At 69.6% G+C, this 20,176-nt stretch carries 18 protein-coding genes; 11 read left to right on the forward strand and 7 right to left on the reverse strand.

All coding sequences use genetic code 11. From position 1 onward, the window contains the following. Positions 1–2 precede the first annotated feature (2 nt). Genes lspA through dnaE form a run of 3 tightly spaced genes read left to right on the forward strand, consistent with a single transcriptional unit; the run spans position 3 to position 5,071 of the window. Positions 3–611, forward strand: coding sequence for a signal peptidase II (gene lspA / locus ACTJI1_RS05625; protein WP_440741855.1), 609 nt, complete (start codon positions 3–5; stop codon positions 609–611). Beyond that, on the forward strand, positions 611–1,531 hold the full coding sequence (locus ACTJI1_RS05630) for an RluA family pseudouridine synthase (RefSeq protein WP_440741856.1): 921 nt from the start codon (positions 611–613) through the stop codon (positions 1,529–1,531). The genes lspA and ACTJI1_RS05630 overlap by 1 nt, the downstream gene beginning before the upstream one ends. A 24-nt stretch (positions 1,532–1,555) precedes the next feature. Beyond that, positions 1,556–5,071, forward strand: a complete 3,516-nt coding sequence (gene dnaE, locus ACTJI1_RS05635) for a DNA polymerase III subunit alpha (RefSeq protein WP_310129838.1) — start codon at positions 1,556–1,558, stop codon at positions 5,069–5,071. 66 nt (positions 5,072–5,137) lie between these two features. Here dnaE and ACTJI1_RS05640 read toward each other — a convergent pair whose 3' ends face one another. Further along, a complete protein-coding gene (locus tag ACTJI1_RS05640; protein ID WP_310129834.1) occupies positions 5,138–5,668 on the reverse strand; it encodes a flavin reductase family protein in 531 nt (176 codons plus the stop codon). Between the two features lie 60 nt (positions 5,669–5,728). Between ACTJI1_RS05640 and hisD the strand changes: the two genes are divergently transcribed. From hisD to ACTJI1_RS05655, 3 genes are read left to right on the forward strand one after another with little or no spacing between them, the layout of a single operon-like run. Beyond that, positions 5,729–7,039, forward strand: coding sequence for a histidinol dehydrogenase (gene hisD / locus ACTJI1_RS05645; RefSeq protein WP_440741857.1), 1,311 nt, complete (start codon positions 5,729–5,731; stop codon positions 7,037–7,039). A gap of 16 nt (positions 7,040–7,055) precedes the next feature. Then, positions 7,056–7,526, forward strand: a complete 471-nt coding sequence (gene nrdR, locus ACTJI1_RS05650; RefSeq protein ID WP_310129832.1) for a transcriptional regulator NrdR — start codon at positions 7,056–7,058, stop codon at positions 7,524–7,526. 27 nt (positions 7,527–7,553) lie between these two features. Next, positions 7,554–8,597: a quinone-dependent dihydroorotate dehydrogenase gene (locus tag ACTJI1_RS05655; protein WP_440741858.1), complete on the forward strand. Its 1,044-nt coding sequence runs from the start codon at positions 7,554–7,556 to the stop codon at positions 8,595–8,597. Here ACTJI1_RS05655 and ACTJI1_RS05660 read toward each other — a convergent pair. Both ACTJI1_RS05660 and ACTJI1_RS05665 read right to left on the reverse strand, forming a co-directional pair. Further along, positions 8,565–9,542, reverse strand: a complete 978-nt coding sequence (locus tag ACTJI1_RS05660; protein ID WP_440741859.1) for an RNase H family protein — start codon at positions 9,540–9,542, stop codon at positions 8,565–8,567. The two genes, ACTJI1_RS05655 and ACTJI1_RS05660, sit on opposite strands and share 33 nt — an antisense overlap. A gap of 1 nt (position 9,543) precedes the next feature. Continuing rightward, complete coding sequence (locus ACTJI1_RS05665; RefSeq protein WP_310129826.1) at positions 9,544–10,137, reverse strand: DUF3043 domain-containing protein; 594 nt, start codon at positions 10,135–10,137, stop codon at positions 9,544–9,546. Positions 10,138–10,178: 41 nt separating this feature from the next. Between ACTJI1_RS05665 and ACTJI1_RS05670 the strand changes: the two genes are divergently transcribed. From ACTJI1_RS05670 to ACTJI1_RS05690, 5 genes are all read left to right on the forward strand, one after another. Further along, the gene (locus ACTJI1_RS05670; RefSeq protein WP_440741860.1) at positions 10,179–11,645 is read left to right on the forward strand and encodes a dipeptidase; all 1,467 of its coding nucleotides are present in this window, start codon (positions 10,179–10,181) and stop codon (positions 11,643–11,645) included. Positions 11,646–11,722: 77 nt separating this feature from the next. Next, a complete protein-coding gene (gene erpA / locus ACTJI1_RS05675) occupies positions 11,723–12,079 on the forward strand; it encodes an iron-sulfur cluster insertion protein ErpA (RefSeq protein ID WP_064109297.1) in 357 nt (118 codons plus the stop codon). A 169-nt stretch (positions 12,080–12,248) separates the two neighbouring features. Then, complete coding sequence (gene ctaC / locus ACTJI1_RS05680; RefSeq protein WP_310129821.1) at positions 12,249–13,148, forward strand: aa3-type cytochrome oxidase subunit II; 900 nt, start codon at positions 12,249–12,251, stop codon at positions 13,146–13,148. Positions 13,149–13,157: 9 nt separating this feature from the next. Beyond that, a complete protein-coding gene (ctaD, locus tag ACTJI1_RS05685; RefSeq protein WP_310129820.1) occupies positions 13,158–14,906 on the forward strand; it encodes an aa3-type cytochrome oxidase subunit I in 1,749 nt (582 codons plus the stop codon). 2 nt (positions 14,907–14,908) lie between these two features. After that, positions 14,909–15,331, forward strand: coding sequence for a cytochrome c oxidase subunit 4 (locus tag ACTJI1_RS05690; RefSeq protein ID WP_310129818.1), 423 nt, complete (start codon positions 14,909–14,911; stop codon positions 15,329–15,331). A 332-nt stretch (positions 15,332–15,663) separates the two neighbouring features. Here the strand turns inward: ACTJI1_RS05690 and ACTJI1_RS05695 are convergent, their stop codons facing one another. The 4 genes from ACTJI1_RS05695 to qcrC form a co-directional block, all read right to left on the reverse strand. Next, positions 15,664–16,479 carry a putative RNA methyltransferase gene (locus tag ACTJI1_RS05695; RefSeq protein ID WP_440741861.1) on the reverse strand — a complete coding sequence of 272 codons (816 nt, stop codon included), beginning with the start codon at positions 16,477–16,479 and terminating at the stop codon, positions 15,664–15,666. A 113-nt stretch (positions 16,480–16,592) separates the two neighbouring features. Next, complete coding sequence (gene qcrB, locus ACTJI1_RS05700) at positions 16,593–18,209, reverse strand: cytochrome bc1 complex cytochrome b subunit (protein WP_310129816.1); 1,617 nt, start codon at positions 18,207–18,209, stop codon at positions 16,593–16,595. After that, entirely contained in the window at positions 18,206–19,273 is a 1,068-nt protein-coding gene (gene qcrA / locus ACTJI1_RS05705; protein ID WP_310129814.1) for a cytochrome bc1 complex Rieske iron-sulfur subunit, read from the reverse strand. The genes qcrB and qcrA overlap by 4 nt, the downstream gene beginning before the upstream one ends. Before the next feature lie 42 nt (positions 19,274–19,315). Continuing rightward, positions 19,316–20,155 (reverse strand): cytochrome bc1 complex diheme cytochrome c subunit, encoded by an 840-nt coding sequence (gene qcrC, locus ACTJI1_RS05710; RefSeq protein WP_310129812.1) that lies wholly within the window; start codon positions 20,153–20,155, stop codon positions 19,316–19,318. Between the last annotated feature and the right edge of the window lie 21 nt (positions 20,156–20,176).

The following is a 20,176-nucleotide window of genomic DNA, read 5'->3' on the forward strand; positions in this document are numbered from 1 at the left end:
CCTTGGCGGTCCTGGCGGTGGTCGCGCTGTGCGTGTACCTCATCGATCAGATCGCCAAGGTCCTGGTCGTGTCGAACCTCTATGAGGGCCAGCAGCTCGAGGTCCTGGGCCAGCTGCTCCAGTTCCACTTCGTCAAGAACGCCGGCGCCGCCTTCTCGATCGGCAGCGGCTCCACCTGGATCTTTTCCATCGTCGGGATCGGCGTGCTGGGCTTCGTCATCTGGTACGCGCCGCGCATCCGGTCGACCGCCTGGGCGGTGCTGTTCGGCCTGCTGCTCGGCGGCCTGCTCGGCAACCTGACGGACCGCCTGTTCCGCGAGCCCGGGTTCGGGGTCGGCCATGTCGTCGACTTCCTGCAGATCCCGCTGCTCCCGGCCATCTTCAACCTGGCCGACGTGGCGATCGTGTCGAGCATGGTGCTGTTCCTCATCCTCACCCTGCGCGGTGTGGGGCTGGACGGCAAGCGCACGGACGACGAGGACGAGGACGACGACGCGGCGGACGCGGATGCAGAGCCGGCAGCCGCCGACGCCGACGCGGCCGCCCCGGCGGCACCGGCCGCCCCCGCCGCTCCGGCCGCCGACCCGCGCGACGACAAGCCGCAGAGCTAGTGGAGTCGCGCAGCTTCCCCATCCCGGACGGGCTCGAGGGCTCGCGCGTCGACGCCGGCCTCGCGAAGCTGCTCGGCTTCTCGCGCAGCTTCGCCGCCGAGATCGCCGAGGCGGGCGGGGTGACCGTGGACGGCCGCGAGGCCGGCAAGTCCGACCGGCTGAGCGCCGGCTCGTGGCTCGAGGTGACCTGGCAGCCGAAGTCCGACGTCGAGATCGTGCCGATCGCCGTGCCGGAACTCACGATCGTGCACGACGACGACGACATCGTGGTCATCGACAAGCCGGTCGGCGTGGCCGCGCATCCCTCGGTCGGCTGGGAGGGACCCACCGTCCTCGGTGCGCTGGCCGCGGCCGGCTTCCGCATCTCGACCTCCGGCGCCGCCGAGCGTGCGGGGATCGTGCACCGGCTGGATGCGGGCACCAGCGGCCTCATGGTGGTCGCCAAGTCGGAGCGTGCGTACTCCGCGCTCAAGCGCGCCTTCCACGACCGCACGGTCGAGAAGATCTACCACGCTGTGGTCCAGGGCCATCCCGATCCGCTCACCGGGACGATCGACGCGCCGATCGGCCGGCACCCCCGGTCCGACTGGAAGTTCGCCGTCGTCGCCGGCGGCAAGCCCTCGGTGACGCACTACGAGACCATCGAGGCGTTCCCGTCCGCCAGCCTGCTCGAGATCCACCTGGAGACCGGGCGCACGCACCAGATCCGGGTGCACATGGCGGCGCAGCGGCACCCGTGCGCGGGCGACGCGATGTACGGCGCCGACCCCGTCCTGAGCGCGAAGCTCGGTCTCACCCGGCAGTGGCTGCACGCCGTCCAGCTCACGTTCGAGCACCCGGCGTCGGGGGAGTGGGTCACGTTCACGACGACCTATCCGGCCGACCTGCAACACGCGCTGGACGTGCTCCGAGAGTCGTAGGTCCGACGTAGGCTGGTGTCACTCATGAGCGACTCCTTCGTCCACCTCCACGTCCACAGCGAGTACTCGATGCTCGACGGCGCGGCGCGCGTCAAACCCCTCATCGAGGCAGCGGCCGCGCAGGGTATGCCGGGCGTCGCGGTCACCGACCACGGCAACATGTTCGGCGCGTTCGACTTCTGGCGCACGGCCACCGACGCGGGGATCAAGCCCATCATCGGCACGGAGGCGTACCTGACCCCGGGCACGCACCGCACCGACAAGACCCGCATCCGATGGGGCGACGGCGGCGGCGACGACGTGTCGGGCTCCGGCGCGTACACCCACATGACGATGCTCGCGGCCACCACCGAGGGCATGCACAACCTGTTCCGGCTGTCGTCCTACGCGTCGATGGAGGGCTACTACTTCAAGCCGCGCATGGACCGGGAGCTGCTCAGCCGGTACTCGAAGGGGATCATCGCCACCACCGGCTGCCCGTCCGGCGAGGTGCAGACCCGGCTGCGGCTCGGGCAGTACGAGGCGGCGCGCGACGCGGCCGCCGAGTTCCGCGACATCTTCGGCCGCGAGAACTTCTTCGCCGAGATCATGGACCACGGCCTCGGCATCGAGCGCCGCATCATGTCCGACCTGATCCGGCTGGCGAAAGACCTGGGCCTGCCGCTCGTCGCGACCAACGACCTCCACTACACACACGCGGCCGACGCGAAGAGCCACGCGGCCCTGCTGTGCGTGCAGTCCGGCTCGACGCTCGACGACCCCAACCGCTTCAAGTTCGACGCCGACGAGTTCTACCTGAAGACGCCGGAGCAGATGCGCCAGCTCTTCCGCGACTACCCCGAGGCGTGCGACAACACGCTCGCGATCGCCGAGCGCTGCGACGTGCGCTTCGACACCGCGGCGAACTACATGCCGCGCTTCCCGGTGCCCGAGGGCGAGACCGAGCAGACCTGGTTCGTCAAGGAGGTCGAGAAGGGCCTGGAGCAGCGCTACCCGAACGGAATCACGCCCGAGGTGCGCAAGCAGGCCGACTACGAGATCGGCGTGATCTCGCAGATGGGCTTCCCGGGCTACTTCCTCGTCGTCGCCGACTTCATCAACTGGTCGAAGCGCAACGGCATCCGCGTCGGCCCGGGCCGCGGCTCCGGCGCCGGCTCGATGGCCGCGTACGCGATGCGGATCACCGACCTCGACCCGCTGCAGCACGGACTCATCTTCGAGCGCTTCCTCAACCCGGACCGCGTCTCCATGCCCGACTTCGACGTCGACTTCGACGACCGCCGCCGTGGCGAGGTCATCAAGTACGTGACCGAGAAGTACGGCTCGGAGCGCGTGGCTCAGATCGTCACCTACGGCACGATCAAGGCCAAGCAGGCCCTCAAAGACTCGGGCCGCGTGCTCGGCTTCCCCTTCTCGATGGGCGAGAAGCTCACCAAGGCGATGCCGCCGCCCGTGATGGGCAAGGACATCCCGCTGACGGGCATCTTCGACAAGGACCACCCGCGGTACAAGGAGGCCGTCGACATCCGGGCGGTCGTCGAGACCGACCCCGAGGCGAAGACCGTCTTCGACACCGCGCTCGGCCTCGAGAACCTGAAGCGCCAGTGGGGCGTGCACGCCGCGGGCGTCATCATGTCGTCCGACCCGCTGATCGACATCATCCCGATCATGAAGCGGGAGCAGGACGGCCAGATCGTCACCCAGTTCGACTATCCGGCCTGCGAGTCGCTCGGCCTGATCAAGATGGACTTCCTGGGGCTCCGCAACCTCACGATCATCAACGACGCCCTGGACAACATCCGCGACAACCGCGGAGAAGAGCTCGTGCTCGAAGACCTGGAGCTCGACGACCGGCCCGCCTACGAGCTCCTGTCGCGCGGCGACACGCTGGGCGTGTTCCAGCTCGACGGCGGCCCGATGCGGTCCCTCCTGCGCCTGATGAAGCCGGACAACTTCGAGGACATCTCGGCGCTCATCGCTCTGTACCGGCCGGGCCCGATGGGCGCGAACTCGCACACCAACTACGCGCTGCGCAAGAACGGGCAGCAGGCGATCACGCCCATCCACCCGGAGCTCGCCGAACCGCTCGCCGACATCCTCTCCACCAGCTACGGCCTCATCATCTACCAGGAGCAGGTGATGGCGATCGCGCAGAAGGTCGCCGGCTTCTCGCTCGGTCAAGCAGACATCCTGCGCCGCGCGATGGGCAAGAAGAAGAAGTCGGAGCTGGACAAGCAGTTCGAGGGCTTCTCGCAGGGCATGCAGGCCAACGGCTACTCGATGGATGCGGTCAACAAGCTGTGGGAGATCCTGCTCCCGTTCTCCGACTACGCGTTCAACAAAGCGCACTCGGCCGCGTACGGCGTCATCTCGTACTGGACCGCGTACCTCAAGGCGCACTATCCCGCGGAGTACATGGCCGCGCTGCTCACCAGCGTGGGCGACTCCAAGGACAAGATGGCGCTCTACCTCAACGAGTGCCGCCGGATGGGCATCAAGGTGCTGCCGCCGGACGTCAACGAGTCCAACCTGTACTTCGCCGCCGTCGGCGAGGACATCCGCTTCGGCATGGGCGCCGTCCGCAACGTCGGCGCGAACGTGGTCGAGGGCGTCCGGGAGGCGCGCGAGAGCAAGGGGCGCTTCGAGTCGTTCCACGACTTCCTGAACAAGGTCCCCATCCACGCGGCCAACAAGCGCACGGTGGAGTCGCTGATCAAGGCGGGCGCGTTCGACTCGCTCGGCCACACCCGGCGTGCGCTCGTCGAGGTGCACGAGGATGCGGTGGAGTCCGCGGTCAAGATCAAGCGCAACGAGGCCAACGGCGACGTCGGCTTCGACTTCGACAGCCTGTGGGGCGAAGACGAAGTGTCGCAGACGCAGCACCACATCCCGCAGCGCCCGGAGTGGGCCAAACGCGACAAGCTGGCCTTCGAGCGCGAGATGCTCGGGCTCTACGTGTCCGACCACCCGCTCGCCGGGCTCGAGCTGCAGCTGGCGAAGCTGGCGAGCACGGGCATCGCCGAGCTGGTCGCGTCGGAGAACATCCAGGACGGCGAGACGGTCACCATCGCCGGCCTCGTGACGAGTGTGCAGCACCGCGTCGCCAAGGCCTCGGGCAACCAGTACGGGATGATCCAGGTCGAGGACTTCGGCGGCGAGCTCACGGTCATGTTCATGGGCAAGGCGTACCAGGAGTACTCGCACGCCCTGCAGGGCGACGCGATCGTCGTGGTGCGCGGCCGGGTGAGCCTGCGCGACGACGGCATGAACCTGCACGCCTTCTCGCTCATGACGCCCGACCTCGGCCAGGCGAACGACACCGGTCCGTTGACGATCACGATGCCCGACCAGCGCGCCACCACCGACACGGTGATGTCGCTGAGCGAGGTGCTGTCGCGGCACCCGGGCGAGAGCGAGGTGCGCCTGCGCCTGGTCAAGGGCCAGGTCGCGCGCGTGTTCGAGGTGCCGAAGCCGGTCACGGTGAGCGCCGACCTCTACGGAGAGCTGAAGGGACTGCTCGGGCCGAACTGCCTGGTCTGATCCGGCGTCGGCGTCGGATGGTCAGCGACGGATGGTCAGCGACGGTTGGTCAGCGGCGGGAGGTCGTCAGACCGCCGTGCCGGGGCGCCAGTACGTGCGCTCGTGGTAGACGAGCGGAGCGTCGTCCTCACCGAGTTCGCCCTGTTCGATCTGCACGATGACGACCGCACTGTTGTGCACCTGCACCCGCTCGAGGATGCGGCCGACCATCCACGCGGTGGTGTCCTTGATCACCGGCAGCCCATGCGGTCCGCGGAACCAGTGGTCGCCGAGGAAACGCTGCTGGTTGTCGCCGGAGAGGATCTGCGCCACCCCGCGGTTCCGCACACCCAGGGTGTGGATGACGACGCGGTCCGTCTCGGCGATCGCGGGCCAGCTCGACGCCGACAGCGCCATGTTGAAGGTCGCCAGCGGGGGGACCGCCGCGAGCGACGCCAGCGAGGTCGCGGTGAAGCCGACCGGAGTGCCGTCCGGGGTCTGCGCGGTGACGATCGCCACCCCGGCCGCATGGCGGCGGAACGTCTGCCGGAAGGCCGCGAGATCGGGGGTCGCGTCGGTGACCGTGCCGTCGGTGGGGTCGGGGGATGCGCTGTTCATACTGTGTGTTACAAGCTCCAGTCGGGCTGGAAGATTCCGTATCGGTAGGCTGGTGTGGCCATGATCCAGACCATCGACCTCCGCGGCGTCCAGCCTACCCGTGCCGCCTTCCAGCGCCTGGTGCCCCGTCCCGTCGTAGACGTGCAGGCGGCCGTCGCCGTCGCGTCCGACCTGATCGCCGACGTCCGGGAGCGCGGCGTGACCGCCCTCCGCGAGCAGGCCGAGCGGTTCGACGGCGGCGCCCCCGCGTCGCTGCGCGTGTCGCAGCAGGAGATCGACGCAGCGGTCGCCGCCCTGCCGGAGACGGTGCGAGCGGCGCTGGAGGAGGCCATCGCGCGCGTCCGCGAGGCCACGGCCGCGCAGGTCCCGCCGCCCGCCGAGACGGTCATCCGCCCGGGCGCGACCATCGTGCAGCGCTGGGAGCCGGTCGAGCGGGCCGGCCTGTACGTGCCGGGCGGCAAGGCCGTCTACCCGTCGAGCGTCGTCATGAACGCCGTGCCGGCGCAGGTCGCGGGTGTGCGATCCGTCGCCCTGGTGAGCCCGCCGCAGCGCGAGTTCGGGGGAGCGGTCCACCCGGTCATCCTGGGCGCCGCGGGTCTGCTCGGCATCGACGAGGTGTACGCCATGGGCGGCGCGGGCGCGATCGGCGCCCTGGCCTTCGGCGTCGAGGAGCTGGGTCTCGACCCGGTGCAGGTCATCACCGGTCCCGGCAACATCTACGTCGCCGCCGCCAAGCGCGTGGTCCGGGGACAGGCGGGCATCGACTCCGAAGCGGGGACCACCGAGATCCTGGTCATCGCGGACGACACGGCCGACGCCGGGTACGTCGCGGCGGACCTGGTGAGCCAGGCCGAGCACGACGAGGCCGCCGCCTCCCTGCTGGTCACCGACAGCCCGGCCTTCGCGGACCGCGTCGTCGCGGAGCTCGACCGCCTCGCTGCCGCCACCAAGCACGCCGAGCGCGTGCGGACCGCCCTCGGCGGCCCCCAGTCGGCCGTCGTGCTGGTCGACGACCTCGCCGCCGCCGCCGCGTTCAGCAACGCCTACGGTCCCGAGCACCTCGAGCTGCAGACGGCGGACCCGGATGCGCTGCTCGCCGACATCCACAACGCCGGGGCGATCTTCCTCGGGCCGACCTCGCCGGTGAGTCTGGGGGACTACCTCGCCGGCTCGAACCACGTGCTGCCGACCGGCGGGCAGGCCCGCTTCTCGCCGGGACTCGGCGCCTACTCGTTCCTGCGGCCGCAACAGGTCGTCCGCTACGACCGCGAAGCGCTCAGCGAGGTGGCCGACCGGATCGTCGCCCTCTCCACGGCCGAGGACCTCCCCGCCCACGGGGAAGCGGTCACCCAGCGGTTCCTCACCCGCTGAGCGATAGAATCCCTCCATGTTCTGCCCCTTCTGCCGCCACCCCGATTCGCGCGTGATCGACTCGCGGACGAGCGACGACGGGCTCTCGATCCGCCGCCGCCGGCAGTGCCCGGAGTGCGGACGCCGCTTCTCCACGACCGAGACGGCCAGCCTCAGCGTGATCAAGCGCAGCGGGGTCGCGGAGCCGTTCAGCCGCGAGAAGATCGTGCTGGGTGTGCGCAAGGCGTGCCAGGGCCGCCCGGTCACCGACTCCGACCTTGCCGTGCTGGCGCAGAAGGTCGAGGAGACCATCCGCTCGACGGGCGCGTCGCAGATCGAGGCGAACGACATCGGGCTCGCCATCCTGCCCGAGCTCCGCGAGCTCGACGAGGTGGCGTACCTCCGCTTCGCGAGCGTCTACCAGGGCTTCGACTCCCTCGACGACTTCGAGGAGGCCATCCGCTCGCTGCGGCTGGCGCACCAGCCGGAACCGGTGGACGCGCCGTAACCGGTCGGCCTGTATTCTCAGACCGGCATGTATCGCGCACTCTTCGACCTCGTCCTGTCCCGGCTCGACCCCGAGCGGGCCCATCACCTCGCCTTCGTGGTGATCCGCGCCCTCCCGGCGCTGGGTCTCGGCGGGCTCGCTCGCCGGTTCACCGCGCCCGACCCGTCGCTCGCCGTGGAGGCGCTCGGCCTGCGGTTCGACTCGCCGTTCGGCGTCGCCGCGGGCTTCGACAAGGACGGTGAGGGGGTTCTCGGCCTCGGCGCCCTCGGCTTCGGCCACGTCGAGGTGGGCACCATCACCGCCCGGCCGCAGCCGGGCAACGACAAGCCGCGGCTGTTCCGCCTGATCCCGGACCGCGCGGTCATCAACCGGATGGGCTTCAACAACCACGGCGCCGGCGCGGCCGCGAACCGGCTGCTGCACGTCCGCCGCGCCCGGCAGCGTCCCGTGCTCGGCGTCAACATCGGCAAGTCGCGCGTGGTCGCCGTCGAGGACGCCACGGCCGACTACCTGACCAGCGCCCGCGCCCTCGCGCCGGTCGCCGACTACCTCGTCGTCAACGTCAGCTCCCCGAACACCCCCGGGCTGCGCGGACTGCAGGAGCTCGACCTCCTCGCGCCGCTGCTCCGGGCGGTCGCCGAGGTCGCGGGGGAGACCCCGCTGCTGGTCAAGATCGCCCCCGACCTCACCGACGAGCAGGTCGAGCGGATCGCGCGGCTGACGGTCGAGCTCGGGCTCGCCGGCATCATCGCGACGAACACGACGATCTCCCGCGACGGGCTCGCCACCGACCCCGCCGTCGTGGAGGCCGCGGGCGCCGGGGGACTCAGCGGCGCCCCGCTCGCGGCGCGCTCGCTCGAGGTGCTGCGCCTCATCCGCGCCGTGGTGCCGCCGGAGCTGTGCGTCATCTCGGTGGGCGGCGTCGAGACCGCCGAGCATGTGCAGGAGCGGCTGGATGCCGGAGCGACCCTGGTGCAGGGCTACACGGCATTCCTGTACCGCGGACCGCTGTGGGCCCGCGAGATCAACCGCGGCCTGCTACGCCTCCGGCGTCCCCTGGTGGAAGCGTAGGCGCCAGCGGCCCGAGGAGCGCACCCAGAGGGAGCTGCGCAGGGTCGCGCCGCGCGCATCCGTCGTCCGGGCGGTGAGGAGCAGCGCATCCTGAGCCACGCGGTCAACACCGAGCACCTCGATGCCCGCGGCCGGCGCGTCGTCGACCGCCAGCTCGGAGATGATCGCGTCACGCGCCCAGAGCCGGCCGGAGCGTCCGATCTCCTCGAAGGAGGGGTGCAGCAGTTCGGCCAGCCGCGAGGCGTCGGAGCGGACGGACGGCTCGACGAGTTCGCGCTCCAGCCGGGCGACGAGCTCCTCGTCGGTCTCCTCCGCGGTGAGGGTGTCGAAGAGGTCGAGTTCGAGGGCCTCGTCGGCCAGTGCTGCGGGTGCGGTCGGCGCGGGCGCCGCGGATGCGGTGAACGACGGCTCGCCGCTCGGGCCGCCGGTCGCCTGCTCGGCGATGGTCGCCTGCTCGGCGATGGTCGCCTGCTTCGCGCCCGGGTCGGGCCAGCCCGGACCGATCGGGATCGGGTCGCCCTTCTGGTAGGCCACCGCCACGGCGCGCGCACGGTCGTCGGCTGCCTCGTTGAGCTCGTGGCCGGCGTGGCCCTTCACCCATTCGAAGCGGTACGTGCGCCCCTGCAGGCCGCGATCGAGCCGCTCGAGCAGCTCGCGGTTGAGCACGGGAGCGCCGTCGGCCTTGCGCCAGCCCTTCCGCTTCCAGCCCGGCATCCACTTGGTCACCGCGTTGATGACGTACTGGCTGTCGCAGAAGATGTGCAGGTCCTCGCCGAGGTGCGCCGTCGCCTCCAGGAGGTCGATGACGGCCATCAGCTCGCCCTGATTGTTCGTGCCGTGCGGCCATCCACCCGCCGACCAGTGGTCGTCGTCCACGTACCAGGCCCAGCCGGCCGGCCCCGGGTTGCCCAGGGCGGAGCCGTCCGCCGCCGCGACGATCGTCACGTCAGCTCGGGAACTGGCCGCGCTTGACCTGCGGCTTCGGCAGGCGCATCACCCGCAGCTGCAGGGCGCGCATCGCGCCGTACCAGCGCAGGCCGCGCTCGACCTTCGTCGCGCCGAACTTCTCGCCGACGCGGCGCCGGATCAGGAAGCCGAGCACCACGCAGTCGATGACCGCGACCGCGAAGAACCCCCAGAGGGCGAACAGTCCGTAGACCTGCATCGCCGGCCACGGGAGGAAGGTCAGCACGATCACGATCAGCATCACGGGGATGAGGAACTCGCCGATCGAGAACCGGGCGTCGACGTAGTCGCGCACGTAGCGACGCTGCGGGCCGCGGTCGCGAGCGGTCAGATAGCGGTCGTCGCCGGCGGCCATCCCGAGCCGTGCCTTCTCGCGCGCCTCCGCCTGCTTCTGGCGGGCGACGCGGGCGGCCTCCTTGCGGTCCGTGGGCACGAGCGGGCGCTTGCGCGCGGCCTCCTGCTCACGGCGCGAGGGCGTCGGAGCGCCCTTGCCCTGCTTCAGACGGGCGGCCGTCTCTTCGGGGGTCTCGGCGACGGGCGTCTCCGCCTCGGCCGGGTTCTGTCGCTTTGCCAACTTCGAGCCTTCGCTTGTGGGGTCCGCTTAAGATTACCCGCATGACAGACAGCCAGCAGACCCCAGTTCCGCCCACCGACGCGCCGACCGAGGGCCCTGCGGCGACCGTGACCTCCGCTGCCGACGAGCAGGCGGTCCGCGCTGCGGTCGAAGCGGGCATCCCCTCGGCCGTCGCCGACCTCTCCCAGCTCGTCCGCATCCCCTCGGTGTCGTGGTCCGCCTTCGACCCGGAGAACGTCCGCCGCAGCGCCGACGCCGTTGCCGCCCTGCTGACGGAGACCGGCGTCTTCGACCGCGTCGAGGTCAAGCAGGCGCCGATCGGGGACAGCGGCACGCTCGGCCAGCCAGCCGTGCTCGCCACCCGCGCCGCCCGGAACGGCCGGCCCACCGTCCTCCTCTACGCGCACCACGACGTGCAGCCCGAGGGCGACGAGGCGAACTGGGACACCCCGCCGTTCGAGCCGACCGTGCGCGGCGACCGCCTCTACGGCCGCGGGGCCGCCGACGACAAGGCCGGCGTGATGACGCACGTCGCCTCCGTCCGGGCGCTGAAGGAGACCTTCGGCGACGATCTCGAGGTCGGGCTCGCCGTCTTCATCGAGGGGGAGGAGGAGTTCGGCTCCCGCTCGTTCTCCTCGTTCCTCGCAGAGAACCAGGACGCCCTGCGCGCCGACGCGATCGTGGTCGCCGACTCGGACAACGTCGACGTCGACACCCCGGCGCTCACCGTGTCCCTCCGCGGAAACGTCACGTTCCGCCTGACGGTGTCGACGCTCGAGCACGCGTCGCACTCCGGCATGTACGGCGGGGCGGCGCCGGATGCGATGCTCGCGATGGTCACCCTGCTCGCCACCCTGCACGACGAGAAGGGGTCGGTCGCCGTCGAGGGCATGACCTCGTACACGGACGCCGCGGAGCCGCCCGCGTTCAGCGAGGCGCAGCTGGCCGAGGACGCCGCGTTCCTCGACGGCGTCACCAGCATCGGCGCGGGGCCGGTGCTCTCGCGGATGTGGTCGCAGCCGACCATCACCGTCACCGGGATCGACGCACCGAGCGTGGCGAACGCCTCCAACACCCTCCTGCCGAGCGTCGCCGTGCGGATCAGCTCGCGCGTCGCGCCCGGGCAGCCCGCCCGGGAGGCGTACGAGGCGCTCGAGCGCCACCTGCGGGCGCACGCGCCGTTCGGCGCCCACATCGCGATCGACGACGTCGACCTGGGCGACCCGTTCCTCGTCGACACGGCCGGATGGGCGGCGACCGAGGCCAAGCGCGCGATGACGGACGCGTGGGGCGCGGAGGCGGTCGAGACCGGGATCGGCGGCTCAATCCCCTTCATCGCCGACCTTGTGCGCGACTTCCCGGAGGCTCAGATCCTCGTCACGGGAGTGGAGGACCCGGACACGCGGGCGCACAGCCCGAACGAGTCGCTGCACCTCGGCGTGTTCAAGCGGGCGATCCTCACCGAGGCGCTGCTGCTGGCCCGGTTGAACGGCCGCAGCGGATCCTGAGCGGATTTCCGGCTGGGCGACGTACAATCGACGCAGATTTCCTTCCGGAGTCCGAACCATCCTTTGTGAGGAGCCCCATGACCGACACAACGCTGACCGCGACCAAGGCCCACGGAGTCGGCCTGACCGACACCGCGGCATCCAAGGTCAAGAGCCTGCTCGAGCAGGAAGGCCGCGACGACCTGCGTCTGCGCGTCGCCGTCCAGCCCGGTGGATGCTCGGGTCTGATCTACCAGCTGTACTTCGACGAGCGCATGCTCGACGGGGACGCGACCGTCGACTTCGACGGGGTGGAGGTCATCGTCGACAAGATGAGCGTTCCGTACCTCGACGGGGCCACGATCGACTTCGAGGACACGATCCAGAAGCAGGGTTTCACCATCGACAACCCCAACGCGACCGGCTCCTGCGCCTGCGGCGACTCGTTCCACTGAGCCTCCGCGGAGGGCCCTTCGGGGCCGTCATATAACACAGGAATCCACATCGGGCCGCCCCTCTCGGGGCGGCCCTTTTGTTCGGATCAGGGTGTCAGTCGGAGTAGGGTAGACACAGCCACATACAGTTGCATGTGAACTGTCCCAGTAGTCACTCGAAAGGTCACCGGTGCGTCACAATCGCCGTCTCCGATGGGCTGCCATCCCGATCGCCGCGACGCTCGTCGTGGCGCTCGCGGGCTGCACTCAGGCCCAGCTGCACGGATTCCTCCCGGGCTTCGTCGCGGGCGAGCCGCCCGTCACGAACCACACCGAGCGCATCAGCGGCCTGTGGGTGACGAGCTGGATCGTCCTCCTGATCGTCGGCATCGTCGTCTGGGGGCTCATCCTCTGGGCGGTCATCGTCTACCGCCGCCGCAAGGGCCAGACCGGCCTCCCGGTGCAGCTGCGCTACAACATGCCGATCGAGATCTTCTACACGATCGTGCCGCTCATCCTGGTGCTCGGCTTCTTCGCCTTCACCGCCCGTGACCAGGCGGCGATCGAGAAGCCCTACGCGGACCCGGACCTCAAGATCCAGGTCTATGCCAAGCAGTGGGCGTGGGACTTCAACTACGTGACCGACAACGTCTACGACCCGGGCATCCAGGTGCAGCCGGACGACAACAGCGCGACCCCCGGCTCCGTGCAGGAGGGCGAGGTCCCGACCCTGTACCTGCCCGAGAACAAGAAGATCACGATCCAGCTCGACTCGCGCGACGTGATCCACTCCTTCTGGGTCCCCGCGATGCTCTACAAGAAGGACGTCATCCCGGGCAAGACCAACTACATGTACTTCGAGACGACCGGCCGCACCGGCACCTTCGTGGGCAAGTGCGCCGAGCTCTGCGGCGAGTACCACTCCGCGATGCTCTTCAACGTGAAGATCGTGTCGCAGGCGCAGTACGACGCGCACATCCAGAGCCTGAAGGACCAGGGCTACACCGGTCAGCTGGGCTCCGAGTACGACCGCAACCAGAACCTGCCGGGAAGGGGAGCCCCGTCGGGCCCCCAGGGCGGCAACGAGTAGGACGCACTGATGACGACGACAGCACCGGCACCGGGAGCCACCACCGCCCCGCGGCCCGCGCCTACGTTCCTCACCGCGAACGGTGTGGAGCGCAAGGGCAACATCCTCGTGAACTACATCACGTCGACGGACCACAAGACGATCGGGTACATGTACCTGATCTCGTCGTTCGTGTACTTCCTCATCGGCGGCGTGATGGCGCTCATCATCCGCGCCCAGCTGTTCGAGCCGGGTCTGCAGGTCGTGCAGACCAAGGAGCAGTACAACCAGCTCTTCACCATGCACGGCACGATCATGCTGCTGATGTTCGCGACGCCGCTGTTCGCGGGCTTCGCCAACGTGCTCATGCCCCTGCAGATCGGCGCCCCCGACGTCGCCTTCCCGCGACTCAACGCGCTGGCCTACTGGTTCTACTCGTTCGGCTCGCTGATCGCGGTCGCCGGCTTCCTCACCCCGCAGGGTGCCGCCTCGTTCGGATGGTTCGCCTACGCGCCGCTGTCGAGCACGACGTTCTCACCAGGGCTCGGCGGAAACCTCTGGGTACTGGGCCTCGGCCTCTCGGGCTTCGGCACCATCCTCGGTGCGGTGAACTTCATCACCACGATCATCACGATGCGCGCGCCGGGCATGACCATGTTCCGGATGCCGATCTTCACCTGGAACACCCTGGTGACCTCGATCCTCGTGCTGATGGCGTTCCCGGTGCTGGCCGCGGCGCTCTTCGCCCTCGCCGCCGACCGCGTGTTCGACGCCCACATCTACGACGCCGCCAACGGCGGGGCCCTGCTGTGGCAGCACCTGTTCTGGTTCTTCGGCCACCCCGAGGTGTACATCATCGCGCTGCCGTTCTTCGGCATCGTGTCCGAGATCTTCCCGGTTTTCAGCCGCAAGCCGATCTTCGGGTACAAGACGCTGATCTACGCGACGATCTCGATCGCCGCGCTGTCGGTCACCGTGTGGGCGCACCACATGTACGTCACCGGCTCGGTGCTGCTGCCGTGGTTCTCGCTGATGACGATGCTCATCGCGGTCCCGACCGGCGTGAAGATCTTCAACTGGGTCGGCACGATGTGGCGCGGCTCGCTGACGTTCGAGTCGCCGATGCTGTGGTCGATCGGCTTCCTGATCACCTTCACCTTCGGTGGTCTGACCGGTGTCATCCTGGCGTCCCCGCCGCTCGACTTCCACGTGTCGGACACCTACTTCGTGGTGGCGCACTTCCACTACGTCGTCTTCGGAACGGTCGTCTTCGCGATGTTCGCCGGCTTCTACTTCTGGTGGCCGAAGTGGACGGGCAAGATGCTCAACGACCGGCTGGGCAAGTGGCACTTCTGGCTTCTGTTCATCGGCTTCCACACGACGTTCCTCATCCAGCACTGGCTGGGCGTGGTCGGCATGCCGCGACGCTACGCGACGTACCTGCCGTCCGACGGCTTCACCTGGATGAACCAGGTCTCGTCGATCGGCGCGGGCATCCTCGCGATCTCGATGATCCCGTTCTTCGTGAACGTGTACCTGACGGCGCGCAACGCCCCGAAGGTCACCGTGAACGACCCGTGGGGCTACGGCCGCTCGCTCGAGTGGGCGACCAGCTGCCCGCCGCCGCGGCACAACTTCACGTCGATCCCGCGCATCCGTTCGGAGTCGCCGGCGTTCGACCTGAACCACCCCGAGGCGGGCATCCCGATCGGTGTGGGTCCCGCGAAGGACGCCCCCGACGCCCCCGTGCACGACGTCGCGAATGACGAGGTGAAGTAACAATGCGCGCCAATGCCATCCTGTTCTGGATCCTCTCGGCATTCTTCGTCCTGTCCGCGGTGGTCTACACGCTGTGGAACCTGCTCGACGAGTTCCACCGCAACGTGGAGTGGGTCGGTACGGTCGGCATGCTCCTCGCCGCCGTCCTGTCCGCGTTCATCGCGTTCTACGTCGGCCGTTCGCACGCCTCCCAGGGCGGCGAGCTGCCGGAGGACCGCCTCGACGCGAACATCGACGACGGTGACCCGGAGCTCGGGCACTTCAGCCCGTGGAGCTGGTGGCCGATCGCCCTCGCCTTCGGCGCCGGCCTGGTCATCCTCGGCCTCGCTGTCGGCTTCTGGATCTGCTACATCGGCGTCGCCTTCAGCCTCATCTGCATCGTCGGCTGGGTCTACGAGTACTACCGCGGCTACTTCGCCCGGTAACCCGCACCCCCCACGACCCGCGCACACGAGGGCCGCCTCCCCCGGGAGGCGGCCCTCGCTGCGTCTGCGGGCCCGCTGCGTCTGCGTGCCCGCTGCGCGGGCGGCCGCTGGCAGCGGGCGCTCCGGCATGCCGGAGCCGCACGCCACGACGATGACTGCTGCTGTTCGTCACGTGTGCGCGTGCGCGCGCGGGCGCAGCCGTTCCGAACCGCAGCAGTCACGGCACGTGACGCCGCGCGCAGGCGACGAAGGGGCGCAACACGCCGTTATGGCGCGGCGACAACGGCGTGTTGCGACCCCTTGTTCGGGCGGGGAGGCCGGCGGAGGCGGCGTCAGCGGCGCGTGAGGCGCAAGACGTCGACGGACACGCGGGTGGCGTCGACCGGGGTGGATGCGGCGGTCGCGCTGGCGGCGTGGCGCGCGGACGGGCCCATGCCCACGAGAGATCGGCGGAGGGCGTCCGTGAGCGCGAGGTCGTACGCGACCGATTCGCGGCTCAGGAGGGCGTACAGGGGCTCTGCGGCACGGACCACGTCGTCCGCCTTGTCGCCGGGGATGTCGAGCATGGTTCCCGCGGCGCGGAGGGAGCCCAGGTGGTCGGCGCGGGGCACGACGACGACCAGGACGCCGTCCGGGGCGAGCACGCGGTGGAACTCGGGCAGGTTGCGCGGGGCGAAGACGTCCAGCACGGTGTCCGCGACCGCCGAGCGCACGGGGAGCGGGCTCCACGTGTCAGCCACCAGGCCGTCTGTCCGGTCGGAGGCGCGCACGGCGCGGGCGACGGCCTGGGGGGAGAGGTCCATGGCGAGGCCCGAGCGTGCCGGGTCGGCGCCGAGCGCCGCGCGCTGGTAGTAGCCGGTGCCCGCGCCGGCGTCCAGGATGCGCACGCCCGTCGTCGCTGCCGCGACGGCGTCGGCGATGGGGGAGTAGGCGCCGCCCTCCAGCACCACGTCGCGCGCGTCGAGCATCTCGGCGGTGTCGCCGAGATGCTTCGAACCGGGCCCGAGGAGCGACACGAAGCCCCGTTTGTTGACGTCGTGCCGGTGACCGTTCGCGCACCCGAGCGTGAGCCGGTCGACGGGCACCAGGTCGGCCGCGCACACGGGGCAGCGGAGCCAGGCGGCGAGTCGCGGCAGGTCCAGGGCCATGGAGGGTTCTCCGGAAGTTACGCGAGCGTGAAGAGCTCAGCGGGCGGAAGTGCGAGAGAAACGACGAACGCCGGCGCGATGGTTCGCGCCGGCGTTCGTCGGAGGGATGGCCGTCAGTGGCTGTCGTGGCTCGACTCGAGCTCGCCGCGGGTCGGCGGCACGAGACGGTCCTCGAAGAACCAGCGGGACAGTCCTGCGCGCACCCGGTTCGCGGCGGTGATCTTGCCGCGGCGGTTCGGGCGGAGCATCAGCGGCTCGTAGGTCTCGAAGGAGACGAGACGCCAGCGCTCGTAGTCGCTCAGCTGCTCGTGCACCTCGATGAACTCGCCGCCGGGCAGCTTCACGATGCGGCCGCTCTCGTACCCGTGGAGGGCGATCGAGCGGTCCTTCTTCTGCAGGGCCAGGCAGACGCGCTTCGTCACCACGTAGGCGATCAGCGGGCCGAGGAACAGCAGCGCCTGCAGGGTGTGGATCACGCCCTCCATCGTCAGCTTGAAGTGCGTCGCGATGAGGTCCGAGCTCGCCGCCGCCCAGAAGACGGCGTAGAACGTGACACCCGCCGCGCCGACCGCGGTGCGGGCGGCCGCGTTGCGCGGACGGTCCAGGATGTGGTGCTCGCGCTTGTCGCCGGTGATCCAGGCCTCGAGGAACGGGTAGAACATGACCGTCACGATGAACAGACCGAGGATCGCCACCGGGATGATGATGTTGAACGACCAGGTGCGGTCGAGCCACACGAACTCCCAGCCCGGCGGGACGAGACGCAGCGCGCCGTCTGCGAAGCCGATGTACCAGTCCGGCTGGGTACCCGCCGACACCGGGGAGGGGTCGTACGGGCCGTAGGTCCAGATCGGGTTGATGGTGAACAGCGACGCGAGGAGCACCACGACACCGAACACGATGAAGAAGAACCCGCCGGCCTTGGCGGCGTACACCGGGAGGACCGGGTAGCCGACGACGTTGCCCTGCGTGCGACCGGGAGCCGCGTACTGCGTGTGCTTGTGGATGACCACGAACATGAGGTGCAGCGCGATGAACGCGACCACGAGCGCGGGGAGCAGCAGGATGTGCAGCGTGTACAGACGGCCGACGATAGCGGTTCCCGGGAACTCGCCGCCGAAGAGGAGGAACGAGATCCAGGTGCCGACCACCGGGAGGCCCTTGATCAGCCCGTCGATGATGCGGAGGCCGTTGCCCGAGAGCAGGTCGTCCGGGAGCGAGTAGCCGGTGAAGCCCTCGGCCATCGCGAGGATGAACAGCACGAAGCCGATGACCCAGTTGAGCTCACGCGGCTTGCGGAACGCCCCCGTGAAGAAGATGCGGAGCATGTGCAGGCCGATGGCCGCCACGAACAGCAGCGCCGCCCAGTGGTGGATCTGGCGCACGAGCAGGCCGCCGCGCACCTCGAACGAGATGTTCAGCGTGGACTGCATGGCGGAGGACATCTCGATGCCCTTCAGCGGCACGTACGAGCCGTTGTAGGTCACCTCCGCCATGGAGGCCTGGAAGAAGAACGTCAGGAAGGTGCCCGACAGCAGGATCACGATGAAGCTGTAGAGCGCGACCTCGCCGAGGAGGAAGGACCAGTGGTCGGGGAAGATCTTGCGACCGAACTCCTTGACGGCGCCTGAGATGCTGGTGCGGTCTTCGAGGTAGTTCGCGGCTGCTGCCGTGAACCCGCCCTTCTTGACCGTCGTCGTTGCCGCGGGTGCGGCGGTCGTGGTGCTCAATGGCGCTCCCAGAAGCTCGGGCCGACGGGCTCGTGGAAGTCACTACGGGCGACCAGGTAGCCATCGGCGTCGACGGTGATCGGCAGCTGCGGCAGCGGCCGCTTCGCCGGTCCGAAGATGACCTGCGCTTCGTGCGTGATGTCGAACTGCGACTGGTGGCACGGGCAGAGCAGGTGGTGGGTCTGCTGCTCGTAGAGCGCCACCGGGCACCCGACGTGCGTGCAGATCTTGGAGTAGGCGACGATGCCGTCGTAGTTCCAGTTCTCACGGCCCTTGGAGACGTGCAGGTCCTCGGGCTTGAGGCGCATCAGGAGCACGGCGGCCTTGGCCTTCTGCTCCAGCATGTCCGGGGCCTCGTTCAGACCCTCGGGGATGACGTGGAAGGCGCTGCCGAGCGTGACGTCGGAGGCCTTGATCGGGGTGCCGGTTGGGTCGCGCGTGAGGCGCACGCCCTTGGCCCACATGGTCTGGGAGAGCTCCTCGACCGGGTCGATGTTCTCGGGCGCGAGGCCGCGGAACAGGACGACGGCGGGGAGCGGGAACGCGATCAGCGCACCGATGAGGCTGTTGCGCACTAGGGTGCGGCGGCTGAAGCCGGACTCCTCGTCGGCCTGGCGGAAGATCTCCGCCGCGCGCTCGGTGGTCGCCTCGCTGCCCCGGACGGGGTGACGGAGGTCGACGCCCTCCTTCTCGTGCATGAGCGCCTTGCCCCAGTGGACGGCGCCGATTCCGATGGCGAGGAGGGCGAGTGCGCCGCCGATGCCGATGAACAGGTTGTTCAGGCGCACCGAGCCCGGGTCGCCGTCGACGATCGGGAAGGCCATGTAGGCGGCGACCGCCCAGATCGAACCCGCGATCGACAGGTAGAAGAGCGTGTAGACGGTGCGCTCGGCGCGCCGCTCCTTGCGCGGGTCGAGGTCGGTGACGCGCGGTCGGTGCGGCGGGAATCCCGGGTTCTCGACCGCGTCGCGGATGATCACCGCGGTGCCGGGGTCGCCGGTCCGGCGCTCCTCAGACGAACGCGCGGGCGTCAGCTCGTGACCGCCGTTGTCGTCCTGTGCCATTGCTCTCCTTCTTACGCTGTGTCGTGCCTGATGCGGTGCCGGCTAGTTGCTCTTGGCCGTGATCCACACGGTGAGGGCGACGATCGCGCCCAGACCGAAGATCCAGAGGAACAGGCCCTCGGCGACGGGGCCGAGGTTGCCCAGCTCGAAGCCGCCCGGGGAGGGGTTGTTCTGGATGTACTTCAGGTACGTGATGATGTCGGCCTTGCCCTGCGGCGTGATGTTGAGGTCGTTGAACACGGGCATGTTCTGCGGACCGGTCACCATGGCCTCGTAGATGTGCTCGGCGCTGACGCCGGTGAGCGGCGGGGCGTACTTGCCCTCGGTGAGCGCACCGCCGGCGCCGGCGACGTTGTGGCACATCGCGCAGTTGATGCGGAACAGCTCGGCGCCGTGGGCGGCGTCGCCCTTGCCGTCGAGGTACTTCTGCTCCGGGATGGACGGCCCCGGCGCGAGCGAGGCGACGTAGTCGGCCAGCGCCTTGACCTGGTCGTCGGTGAACTGGACCGGCTTCTCCTGCGCCTGCGGGCCCTGCATCTGCATGGGCATGCGGCCGGTGCCGACCTGGAAGTCGACGGCAGCGGCGCCGACGCCGATGAGGCTCGGCGCGACGGAGGTGCCCTGGGCGTCGAGCCCGTGGCAGGTGGCGCAGTTGGCCTGGAACAGCTTCTTGCCCTCGTCCACCGAGCTCTGGCTCGCGGCGGCGACCTGAGGCTCGTCGGCGGATGCCGTGGTGGTGGTGAACGCGGCGTAGGCGCCGCCGGTCAGGCCCAGGCCGATGGCGAGGAGCGCGACGGTGGCCAGCGGGTGACGACGGCCGGCCTTGCGCGCGGGCTTCGCCTTCCGGGCCGGCTTGGCGGTGCTGGGGGTGTGCGGACGCATGGGGTGAAGAACGCTCCTGTT

The sequence above is a fragment of the Leifsonia sp. 22587 genome (assembly GCF_052044215.1).
Taxonomy (GTDB): Bacteria; Actinomycetota; Actinomycetes; order Actinomycetales; family Microbacteriaceae; genus Leifsonia; species Leifsonia shinshuensis_C.

Excerpts from the sequence above, each read along its gene's own strand:
- dnaE (WP_310129838.1), top strand. The coding sequence starts at position 1,556 with ATGAGCGACTCCTTCGTCCACCTCCACGTCCACAGCGAGTACTCGATG.
- ACTJI1_RS05640 (WP_310129834.1), bottom strand. The coding sequence starts at position 5,668 with ATGAACAGCGCATCCCCCGACCCCACCGACGGCACGGTCACCGACGCG.
- hisD (WP_440741857.1), top strand. The coding sequence starts at position 5,729 with ATGATCCAGACCATCGACCTCCGCGGCGTCCAGCCTACCCGTGCCGCC.
- nrdR (WP_310129832.1), top strand. The coding sequence starts at position 7,056 with ATGTTCTGCCCCTTCTGCCGCCACCCCGATTCGCGCGTGATCGACTCG.
- ACTJI1_RS05655 (WP_440741858.1), top strand. The coding sequence starts at position 7,554 with ATGTATCGCGCACTCTTCGACCTCGTCCTGTCCCGGCTCGACCCCGAG.
- ACTJI1_RS05670 (WP_440741860.1), top strand. The coding sequence starts at position 10,179 with ATGACAGACAGCCAGCAGACCCCAGTTCCGCCCACCGACGCGCCGACC.
- erpA (WP_064109297.1), top strand. The coding sequence starts at position 11,723 with ATGACCGACACAACGCTGACCGCGACCAAGGCCCACGGAGTCGGCCTG.
- ctaD (WP_310129820.1), top strand. The coding sequence starts at position 13,158 with ATGACGACGACAGCACCGGCACCGGGAGCCACCACCGCCCCGCGGCCC.
- ACTJI1_RS05690 (WP_310129818.1), top strand. The coding sequence starts at position 14,909 with ATGCGCGCCAATGCCATCCTGTTCTGGATCCTCTCGGCATTCTTCGTC.
- ACTJI1_RS05695 (WP_440741861.1), bottom strand. The coding sequence starts at position 16,479 with ATGGCCCTGGACCTGCCGCGACTCGCCGCCTGGCTCCGCTGCCCCGTG.
- qcrA (WP_310129814.1), bottom strand. The coding sequence starts at position 19,273 with ATGGCACAGGACGACAACGGCGGTCACGAGCTGACGCCCGCGCGTTCG.
- qcrC (WP_310129812.1), bottom strand. The coding sequence starts at position 20,155 with ATGCGTCCGCACACCCCCAGCACCGCCAAGCCGGCCCGGAAGGCGAAG.